Genomic DNA, 10,410 nt, shown 5'->3' on the forward strand with positions numbered 1-10,410 from the left:
AGCGATCTATACAGTGTCTTCTGCTATGACTGGCACCTCGACAATCACCGGCCCCGAGACCCCGGATTCCTCGGGTTCGACGACGACCCGCGTGGGACTACTCGCGCTGTCCGTGGTCGCGGTGATCGCGGCACTCGTGTGCGTGGCGGTCTTCGGTGTCCAGGCCATGGGTGCGTACGCCACCAAGGACGCGCGCGACGAGGCGACCCAGGCAGCCGAGCAGGCCGTCCTGAACATCACCACGATCGACCCGGCGAACATCGACGACTTCCGTCAGCGCGCGGAGGGTTCGCTTACCGGCAAGGCCAAGCAAGAGGTCCTCGGCGACGCGACGGACGGCGATGAGAAGGCCGGCGACGAGAAGGCCGGCGAGACCGGCAACGTCCTCGACGTGCTCGCCGAGGCGGGGGAGAACACCGCGAAGCTCAGTGCGCGGCTGCTGCGCAGTGCGCCGAGCGAGGTCGACGACGAGGGTGGCAAGGCGAAGGTCCTCGTCTACGTCCTCACGACTCTCCAGCGCGCCGGGGAGCCGAACGTCGACCAGACGCGCGGCTTCCAGGTCAGCATGACCCGTGAGGGAGACACCTGGAAGGCCGAGAACGTCGCCGGTCTCGAGGGCATCGAGTACGCCGACGCCGGCCAGGCGCCCGCGACGGGAGGCGGAAACTGATGGCACCGACCCCGAACCAGCCCCCGCGCAAGCGACGTCCGACGCCGAAGGTCGCCGGACACACCCGTGCCGCGCGTTCGGACGCCGACGAGCTGGCCACCGAATCCGGTGTGTCCCTGTCGAAGTCCGACGACGCGGAAGTCTCCGTGCCCGCTGAGGAGCGAGGAGCGGAGACGCCGGGCCTCGAAGGGGCCGAACCCACCCCGCCCACGACCAGGACCCGCCCGGTGTCGCGGGTTTCGACCCTGCGTCCCAGCGGAACGCAGACAGGCGCGGACGGTCCGTCGTCGACCGGTTCTGGGCCGTCTCGGCCGGCCCCCGAGCGGGGACCGGCGAAGAAGCGCAATCCGCTGCTGTTGACCGCGATGCTGGCCGGGGTGGCCGTGCTGCTCGGCGTCGCCGCGGTGATCCTGGCCTTCCGGCCGGGCCTCGGGGAGAACCGGGCGTTCGTCGATCAGAGCGCCACCACCGAGCTCATCGGCCAGTCGCAGGAGCAGATCTGCGCGGTGTGGGGACACGAGCACACCGACCTCGACGGCTGGGCGAAACGCGCCCAGAACGCGCTCACCGGAGATGCGCGCAAGGAATTCGACGAGTCGCTGAAGACCCAGCGCGACCTGATCACCCAGACCAAGTCGGGAGCCGAATGCCGGGTCGACGCGGTCGGCGTCACCAACCTGTCCGGCGCAGGCGACGGCGCGCGTGCGACGGTCATCGCGAACCTCATCATCAGCGAGACACAGAACAGCATCGCCACCAACAGTCTCGCCCCGCGTGTCCAGTTCGCGATGGTCAAGGAGGGGGATACGTGGCGGATCCAGGGCGTCGAGCCCTTCTGATCGCCGCGTGAGCGCCAGGTAGACGGGTGACTCGCGGGACAAGTTGGCGAAATTGGCGCGTACCGCTTGACGTTTGGGCGTTGTCGGGCCAGGCTGTGACCAGCGGTCGACGTGCAGGCAGCCACCCGTGCGAAATCGCTTCTTGACGGGCTTGACAAAGTGCGTCTATTTTCTGCTACAGTTGGACGTTGCGCTGGCTGCCTCCTGTCCATCAATCGATCCTTCTACGGCCACTCTTAGTTGTGTGTGCTGCGGTGATCGCCGATCTCAGGGTGTCACCAGCGAACGGCCCATCAAGCCACCGCACATCTAGGTTGTGAATAACGTCGTGTTGGAAGGACGCATCTTGGCAGTCAACCGCCAGTCCACCTCAACAATCCCCGGCGCGCCGCATCGCGCGTCGTTTGCAAAGATCAGCGAGCCGCTGGAGGTCCCCGGCCTCCTCGACCTCCAACTCGATTCCTTCGAATGGCTCGTCGGGTCCCCGGAGTGGCGCGCCAAGGCGATCGCCCGCGGAGAAGAGAACCCGACGGGCGGGCTGGAGGACATCCTCCACGAGCTGTCCCCGATCGAGGACTTCTCCGGTTCGATGTCCCTGTCGTTCTCCGAGCCGCACTTCGACGAGGTCAAGGCCTCTGTGGAGGAGTGCAAGGACAAGGACATGACCTACGCGGCGCCGCTGTTCGTCACCGCGGAGTTCATCAACAACAACACCGGCGAGATCAAGTCGCAGACCGTCTTCATGGGCGACTTCCCGATCATGACCGAAAAGGGCAGCTTCATCATCAACGGCACCGAGCGTGTCGTGGTGAGCCAGCTGGTCCGCAGCCCCGGCGTGTACTTCGACGCCTCGATCGACAAGACCACCGAGAAGACCCTGCACACCGTCAAGGTGATCCCGGGTCGCGGTGCGTGGCTCGAGTTCGACGTCGACAAGCGCGACACCGTGGGTGTGCGTATCGACCGCAAGCGCCGTCAGCCGGTCACCGTGCTGCTCAAGGCGCTGGGCTTCACCGCCGAGGAGATCACCGAGCGGTTCGGGTTCTCCGAGATCATGATGTCGACGCTGGAGAAGGACAACACCGGCAGCCAGGACGAGGCGCTGCTGGAGGTCTACCGCAAGCTGCGCCCGGGTGAGCCGCCGACCAAGGAGTCCGCGGAGAACCTCCTGGAGAACCTGTTCTTCAAGGACAAGCGTTACGACCTCGCCCGCGTGGGCCGCTACAAGGTCAACAAGAAGCTGGGCCTGACGGGCAACCCGATGGTGGGCGAGTCCACGCTGACCCGCGAGGACATCATCGCGACCGTCGAGTACCTGGTGCGTCTGCACGAGGCCGACCCGCACACCACCACCTACATGACCGTCCCCGGTGGCGTCGAGGTGCCCGTCGAGGTCGACGACATCGACCACTTCGGCAACCGTCGCCTGCGTACCGTCGGCGAGCTGATCCAGAACCAGATCCGCGTGGGCCTCTCGCGTATGGAGCGTGTCGTGCGTGAGCGTATGACCACCCAGGACGTCGAGGCGATCACCCCGCAGACCCTGATCAACATCCGTCCCGTCGTGGCGGCGATCAAGGAGTTCTTCGGAACCAGCCAGCTGTCGCAGTTCATGGACCAGAACAACCCGCTGTCGGGTCTGACCCACAAGCGTCGTCTGTCGGCGCTGGGCCCGGGTGGTCTGAGCCGTGAGCGTGCCGGCCTCGAGGTGCGCGACGTGCACCCGTCGCACTATGGCCGCATGTGCCCGATCGAGACCCCTGAGGGTCCGAACATCGGTCTGATCGGTTCGCTCTCGGTGTACGCGCGGGTCAACCCGTTCGGATTCATCGAGACCCCGTACCGCAAGGTCGTCGACGGCGTCGTCTCCGATGACATCGAGTACATGACCGCCGACGAGGAGGACCGCTTCCTCATCGGTCAGGCGAACACCAACTTCGACGCCAGCGGCCGCATCACCGACGAGCGTGTCCTGGTGCGCAAGAAGGGCTCCGAGGTGGAGTTCGTCGGCGCGACCGATGTCGAGTACCTCGACGTCTCGCCGCGTCAGATGGTGTCCGTCGCGACCGCGATGATCCCGTTCCTCGAGCACGACGACGCCAACCGCGCCCTGATGGGTGCGAACATGCAGCGTCAGGCCGTGCCGCTGGTGCGCAACGAGTCGCCGCTGGTCGGTACCGGCATGGAGCTGCGTGCCGCCGTCGACGCCGGTGACGTCATCGTGTCGTCGAAGACCGGTGTGGTGGAAGAGGTCTCGGCCGACTACATCACCGTCATGTCCGACGACGGCACCCGCGACACCTACCGGATGCGCAAGTTCGCGCGCTCCAACCACGGCACCTGCGCCAACCAGCGTCCGATCGTGGACGAGGGTCAGCGCGTGGAGTCCGGCCAGGTCCTCGCCGACGGCCCCTGCACCGAGAACGGTGAGATGGCGCTCGGCAAGAACCTGCTCGTGGCGATCATGCCGTGGGAGGGCCACAACTACGAGGACGCGATCATCCTGAGCCAGCGGCTCGTGGAGGAGGACGTGCTCACCTCGATCCACATCGAGGAGCACGAGATCGACGCCCGCGACACCAAGCTCGGTGCCGAGGAGATCACCCGGGACATCCCGAACGTCTCCGACGAGGTCCTCGCCGATCTCGACGAGCGCGGCATCGTGCGCATCGGTGCCGAGGTCCGCGACGGCGACATCCTGGTCGGCAAGGTCACCCCGAAGGGTGAGACCGAGCTGACCCCGGAAGAGCGTCTGCTGCGTGCCATCTTCGGTGAGAAGGCCCGCGAGGTCCGCGACACCTCGCTGAAGGTGCCGCACGGCGAGACCGGCAAGGTCATCGGCGTGCGCGTGTTCAGCCGCGAGGACGACGACGACCTGGCGCCCGGCGTCAACGAGCTGGTCCGCGTGTACGTGGCCCAGAAGCGCAAGATCCAGGACGGCGACAAGCTCGCCGGTCGGCACGGCAACAAGGGCGTCATCGGCAAGATCCTCCCGCAGGAGGACATGCCGTTCCTGCCCGACGGCACCCCCGTCGACATCATCCTGAACACGCACGGTGTGCCGCGTCGTATGAACATCGGCCAGATCCTGGAGACCCACCTCGGGTGGGTGGCCAAGGCCGGCTGGAACATCAACGTCGCCGAGGGTGTGCCGGAGTGGGCGTCGCGTCTGCCCGAGGACATGTACTCGGCCGAGCCCGACACCAACACCGCCACCCCGGTGTTCGACGGCGCCCGCGAGGAGGAGCTGACCGGACTGCTGTCCTCGACGCTGCCGAACCGCGACGGTGAGGTCATGGTCAACGGCGACGGCAAGGCGACGCTGTTCGACGGTCGTTCCGGCGAGCCGTTCCCGTACCCGGTGTCGGTCGGCTACATGTACATCATCAAGCTGCACCACCTGGTCGACGACAAGATCCACGCTCGTTCGACCGGTCCGTACTCGATGATCACCCAGCAGCCGCTGGGCGGTAAGGCGCAGTTCGGTGGTCAGCGCTTCGGTGAGATGGAGTGCTGGGCCATGCAGGCCTACGGCGCCGCGTACACGCTGCAGGAACTGCTGACCATCAAGTCGGACGACGTGGTGGGCCGCGTCAAGGTCTACGAGGCGATCGTCAAGGGCGAGAACATCCCGGAGCCGGGTATCCCCGAGTCGTTCAAGGTGCTGCTGAAGGAGCTTCAGTCGCTGTGCCTGAACGTCGAGGTGCTCAGCTCCGACGGTGCCGCCATCGAGATGCACGACACCGACGACGAGGACCTGGAGCGCGCCGCTGCCAACCTCGGCATCAACCTGTCGCGCAACGAGTCGGCCACCGTCGACGATCTCGCCAACTGATCTGACCCTCACCCGGCCGGGTTTCGCCCCGGCCACTGACAACAGAGCTCTGGAAAGGTAACAAGTGCTCGACGTCAACTTTTTCGACGAACTGAAGATCGGCCTGGCCACGGCCGACGACATCCACAACTGGTCATACGGTGAGGTCAAGAAGCCGGAGACGATCAACTACCGCACGCTCAAGCCGGAGAAGGACGGCCTGTTCTGCGAGAAGATCTTCGGCCCGACCCGCGACTGGGAGTGCTACTGCGGCAAGTACAAGCGCGTCCGCTTCAAGGGCATCATCTGTGAGCGCTGCGGCGTCGAGGTGACCAAGGCCAAGGTGCGCCGTGAGCGCATGGGCCACATCGAGCTGGCGGCCCCGGTCACGCACATCTGGTACTTCAAGGGTGTGCCGAGCCGGCTGGGCTACCTGCTCGACCTGGCGCCGAAGGATCTCGAGAAGATCATCTACTTCGCCGCCTACGTGATCACCGCGGTCGACGACGAGCTCCGCCACAACGAGCTCTCGACGCTCGAGGCCGAGATGGAGGTCGAGAAGAAGGCCGTCGCCGATCAGCGCGACGTCGACCTGAACGAGCGTCAGCAGAAGCTCGAGCAGGATCTCGCCGAGCTGGAGGCCGAGGGCGCCAAGGCCGACGTGCGCCGCAAGGTGCGCGACGGTGCCGACCGCGAGATGCGTCGTATGCGCGACGCCGCGCAGCGTGAGCTCGACGGTCTCGAGGAGATCTGGGACAAGTTCGTCAAGCTCGCCCCGGGCGACCTCATCATCGACGAGAAGCTCTACCGTCAGCTCGAAGAGCGCTACGGCGAGTACTTCCAGGGTTCGATGGGCGCCGAGGCGATCAAGAAGCTCCTGGAGACCTTCGACATCGACGCCGAGGCCGAGTCGCTGCGCGAGACCATCCGCAGCGGCAAGGGCCAGAAGAAGCTGCGTGCGCTCAAGCGACTCAAGGTCGTCGCGGCGTTCCAGCAGTCGGGCAACTCGCCGCTGGGCATGGTCCTCGACGCCGTTCCGGTGATCCCGCCGGAGTTGCGTCCGATGGTGCAGCTCGACGGTGGCCGCTTCGCGACCTCCGACCTCAACGATCTGTACCGCCGCGTCATCAACCGCAACAACCGCCTCAAGCGACTGATCGATCTGGGTGCTCCCGAGATCATCGTCAACAACGAGAAGCGGATGCTGCAGGAGTCGGTCGACGCCCTGTTCGACAACGGTCGTCGTGGCCGTCCGGTCACCGGGCCGGGCAACCGCCCGCTGAAGTCGTTGAGCGATCTGCTCAAGGGCAAGCAGGGTCGTTTCCGTCAGAACCTGCTCGGCAAGCGCGTCGACTACTCGGGCCGTTCGGTCATCGTGGTCGGTCCGCAGCTCAAGCTGCACCAGTGTGGTCTGCCGAAGCTGATGGCTCTCGAGCTGTTCAAGCCGTTCGTGATGAAGCGTCTGGTCGACCTGAACCAGGCGCAGAACATCAAGTCGGCCAAGCGCATGGTCGAGCGTCAGCGCCCCGCGGTGTGGGACGTCCTCGAAGAGGTCATCGCCGAGCACCCGGTTCTGCTGAACCGTGCACCGACGCTGCACCGCCTCGGCATCCAGGCCTTCGAGCCGCAGCTGGTGGAGGGCAAGGCCATTCAGCTCCACCCGCTGGTGTGTGAGGCCTTCAACGCCGACTTCGACGGTGACCAGATGGCCGTGCACCTCCCGCTGTCGGCGGAGGCGCAGGCCGAGGCGCGCATCCTGATGCTGTCGTCGAACAACATCCTGTCGCCGGCGTCGGGCCGTCCGCTCGCCATGCCGCGTCTGGACATGGTGACCGGTCTGTACTACCTGACCACCCTCAAGGAGGGTGCGGCGGGCGAGTACACCCCGGCGAACAGCGACGACGTGGAGCGTGGTGTCTACTCGACCCCGGCCGAGGCCATCATGGCCGTCGACCGCGGTGTGCTGACCGTGCAGTCGCGCATCAAGGTGCGTCTGACCGACCAGCGTCCGCCGGCCGACATCGAGGCCGAGCAGTTCCCCGACGGCTGGAAGTACGGCTCGCCGTGGGACATCGAGACCACGCTGGGCCGGGTGCTGTTCAACGAGCTGCTGCCGAGCGAGTACCCGTTCGTCAACGAGCAGATGCCGAAGAAGCGTCAGGCCGTGATCATCAACGATCTCGCCGAGCGCTACCCGATGATCGTGGTCGCCCAGACCGTCGACAAGCTGAAGGACGTCGGCTTCTACTGGGCCACCCGTTCGGGCGTCACCGTCTCGATGGCCGACGTGCTGGTGCCGCCGCAGAAGGCGGAGATCCTCGACAAGTACGAGGAGCGGGCCGACGGTCTGGAGCGCAAGTTCCAGCGCGGTGCCCTCACCCCGGACGAGCGTCGTGACTCCCTCGTCGAGATCTGGAAGCAGGCGACCGAAGAGGTCGGCGCGGCCATGGAGGCGCACTACCCGGACGACAACCCGATCCCGATGATCGTGAAGTCGGGTGCGGCGGGCAACATGACCCAGATCCGCTCGCTGGCGGGCATGAAGGGTCTGGTGACCAACCCGAAGGGTGAGTTCATCCCGCGTCCGATCAAGTCCTCGTTCCGCGAGGGCCTGACCGTGGCCGAGTACTTCATCAACACGCACGGTGCCCGAAAGGGTCTGGCCGACACCGCGCTTCGTACCGCCGACTCGGGTTACCTGACCCGTCGTCTGGTGGACGTGTCGCAGGACGTCATCGTGCGCGAGACCGACTGTGGCACCGAGCGCGGCATCACCACGACCATCGCCGAGAAGCAGGCCGACGGCACGCTCATCCGTGACGCGCACGTCGAGACCTCGACCTACGCCCGCACGCTGGCGCAGGACGCGGTCGACGCCGACGGCAACGTCATCGTCGAACGCGGTCACGACCTGGGCGACCCGGCCATCGAGGCCCTGCTCGCCGCCGGCATCACGCAGGTGAAGGTCCGTTCGGTCCTGACCTGTGGGACCGGCACCGGTGTGTGTGCGATGTGCTACGGCCGTTCGATGGCCACCGGCAAGCTCGTCGACATCGGCGAGGCCGTCGGTATCATCGCGGCCCAGTCGATCGGTGAGCCCGGTACCCAGCTGACGATGCGTACGTTCCACCAGGGTGGCGTCGGTGACGACATCACCGGTGGTCTGCCGCGTGTCCAGGAGCTCTTCGAGGCCCGCGTCCCCAAGGGCGTCGCGCCGATCGCGGAGGTCTCCGGCCGGGTGCGCCTCGAGGACGACGACCGCTTCTACAAGATCACCCTCATCCCGGACGATGGTTCGGAAGAGGTTGTCATCGACAAGATCTCGAAGCGTCAGCGTCTGCGCGTGTTCAAGCACGACGACGGTTCCGAGCGGCTCCTCGCCGACGGTGACCACGTCGAGGTCGGCCAGCAGCTCATGGAGGGCTCGGCCAACCCGCACGAGGTGCTCCGCGTCATGGGTCCCCGTCAGGTGCAGATCCACCTGGTCAACGAGGTCCAGGAGGTCTACCGCAGCCAGGGTGTGTCGATCCACGACAAGCACATCGAGACCATCGTGCGTCAGATGCTGCGTCGCGTGACGATCATCGATCACGGTTCGACCGAGTTCCTGCCCGGTTCGCTCGTCGAGCGCGCCGAGTTCGAGGCGGCCAACCGTCAGGTCGTGACCGAGGGTGGCGAGCCCGCCGCCGGACGTCCGGTCCTGATGGGTATCACCAAGGCCTCGCTGGCGACCGAGTCGTGGCTGTCGGCGGCGTCGTTCCAGGAGACCACGCGTGTCCTGACCGACGCGGCGATCAACAGCCGCAGCGACAAGCTGATCGGTCTGAAGGAGAACGTGATCATCGGTAAGTTGATCCCGGCCGGCACCGGTATCAACCGCTACCGCAACATCCAGGTTCAGCCGACCGAGGAAGCTCGTGCCGCGGCGTACGCGGTGCCGTCCTACGACGACACCTACTACAGCCCGGACGGCACCTTCGGTGCTCCGGCCGGCGCTGCGGTGCCGCTGGACGACTACGGGTTCTCCAACGACTACCGGTAGGCGCTAGGACAAGAAGACGCGGCCCCCGCACTCATCGCGAGTGCGGGGGCCGCGTCGTTTCTAGGGAACGGGAAGAGTTGTGACGGTGCGGGTTTCGAGGAGCAGGTCGTAGTAACGGCCGCCGGGGTAGTAGGTCGGGGTCGCGGTGTCGGCCACCATGTCCGACGACCAGCCGGTGGCGAGTGCGCGGATGACCCGCCCGTTGCGGGGACGCGGCACGGCGAGCTCGGACAGTTCGCCGATCAGGTCGGTCGACTCGCCTTCGGCGTCGATGTGGATTCCGGTCACCAGGCGCGAGCCGAGAAACTCCTGCCGCGTTGTCTCCTGGAGGACGGACACGCCTTGCCCGAAGTTGTTGGATACCGACGGTTGCGAGGCGATCACGCGAATCGGCAGCCCGGCGGCACTGAGAGATGGTGCGGCGGTGGCGAAGTTGACCCCGAAGAACGAGTTGACGGGATCGAACAGCATGAGGCCGGCCAGGCGTCGGTAGGCGACGGGGTCGGCACGGCGGAGTGCGTCGGCCGCCACGACGACGAACTCGCCGCCGGCCGAGTGTCCGGAGAAGATCATCCGGTACGGCATCGTCACGTCCGGGCGGTGGGCGGAATCGCGGGCCTCGCGAAGGCTTGTCGCGAGCGGACTGCCGGGGTCCCGGCCGGAACCGAAGACCCCGCCGATGGTTCGCGCGAACGCGGCGTTGTCGGCGATGTTGTACGCGACGGCGCACCCGCCGAGGTTGACCGAGTCCAGCGTCGGGCTCACGACGAGGAACCCGGCTTGCGCATATGCGCGGGCCACGGAGTCGAGATTGGCCGCCGTGCGGGAGAAGCCGTGCTGCAACCACACGATCGCCGAGGGTTCACCGGGCGGGAAGTACCACCGGGCTGCGACCCGGACGGGCTTGCCCGCACATTCGGTGGCGATGTCGGACGACGACACGGCCGCCGGCGCTGCTGTCACTGCCGACGGTGTCACACCGACGGACACCACGATCGCGGCGACAACCGCGATGCACCACCGAAGCGTTCTTCCCGACATCCGG

Annotated in this window: 5 protein-coding genes; 4 read left to right on the top strand and 1 reads right to left on the bottom strand. The window is 66.4% G+C overall.

Annotation, left to right across the window (positions count from 1 at the left end):
• The first annotated feature begins 25 nt into the window (after nucleotides 1–25).
• The 4 genes from Q9R39_RS19695 to Q9R39_RS19710 all read left to right on the top strand — a co-directional run bounded on the left by Q9R39_RS19695 (nucleotide 26) and on the right by Q9R39_RS19710 (nucleotide 9,365).
• Nucleotides 26–670: a hypothetical protein gene (locus tag Q9R39_RS19695; protein WP_210735179.1), complete on the top strand. Its 645-nt coding sequence runs from the start codon at nucleotides 26–28 to the stop codon at nucleotides 668–670.
• Complete coding sequence (locus tag Q9R39_RS19700) at nucleotides 670–1,509, top strand: hypothetical protein (protein ID WP_005199672.1); 840 nt, start codon at nucleotides 670–672, stop codon at nucleotides 1,507–1,509. Before Q9R39_RS19695 ends, Q9R39_RS19700 begins: the two co-directional genes overlap by 1 nt.
• A gap of 346 nt (nucleotides 1,510–1,855) precedes the next feature.
• Complete coding sequence (locus tag Q9R39_RS19705) at nucleotides 1,856–5,344, top strand: DNA-directed RNA polymerase subunit beta (RefSeq protein WP_311278007.1); 3,489 nt, start codon at nucleotides 1,856–1,858, stop codon at nucleotides 5,342–5,344.
• A gap of 64 nt (nucleotides 5,345–5,408) precedes the next feature.
• Nucleotides 5,409–9,365 carry a DNA-directed RNA polymerase subunit beta' gene (locus Q9R39_RS19710; protein WP_311278008.1) on the top strand — a complete coding sequence of 1,319 codons (3,957 nt, stop codon included), beginning with the start codon at nucleotides 5,409–5,411 and terminating at the stop codon, nucleotides 9,363–9,365.
• 60 nt (nucleotides 9,366–9,425) lie between these two features.
• Here Q9R39_RS19710 and Q9R39_RS19715 read toward each other — a convergent pair whose 3' ends face one another.
• A complete protein-coding gene (locus tag Q9R39_RS19715) occupies nucleotides 9,426–10,406 on the bottom strand; it encodes an alpha/beta hydrolase (RefSeq protein WP_311278010.1) in 981 nt (326 codons plus the stop codon).
• Nucleotides 10,407–10,410: the final 4 nt, after the last annotated feature.

It is taken from the genome of Gordonia sp. AC31 (assembly GCF_031844505.1).
GTDB lineage: Bacteria > Actinomycetota > Actinomycetes > Mycobacteriales > Mycobacteriaceae > Gordonia > Gordonia hongkongensis.

What these genes read in the sequence shown, in the direction of transcription:
- Q9R39_RS19695 (WP_210735179.1), top strand. Translation starts at nt 26, where the DNA reads ATGACTGGCACCTCGACAATCACCGGCCCCGAGACCCCGGATTCCTCG.
- Q9R39_RS19700 (WP_005199672.1), top strand. Translation starts at nt 670, where the DNA reads ATGGCACCGACCCCGAACCAGCCCCCGCGCAAGCGACGTCCGACGCCG.
- Q9R39_RS19715 (WP_311278010.1), bottom strand. Translation starts at nt 10,406, where the DNA reads ATGTCGGGAAGAACGCTTCGGTGGTGCATCGCGGTTGTCGCCGCGATC.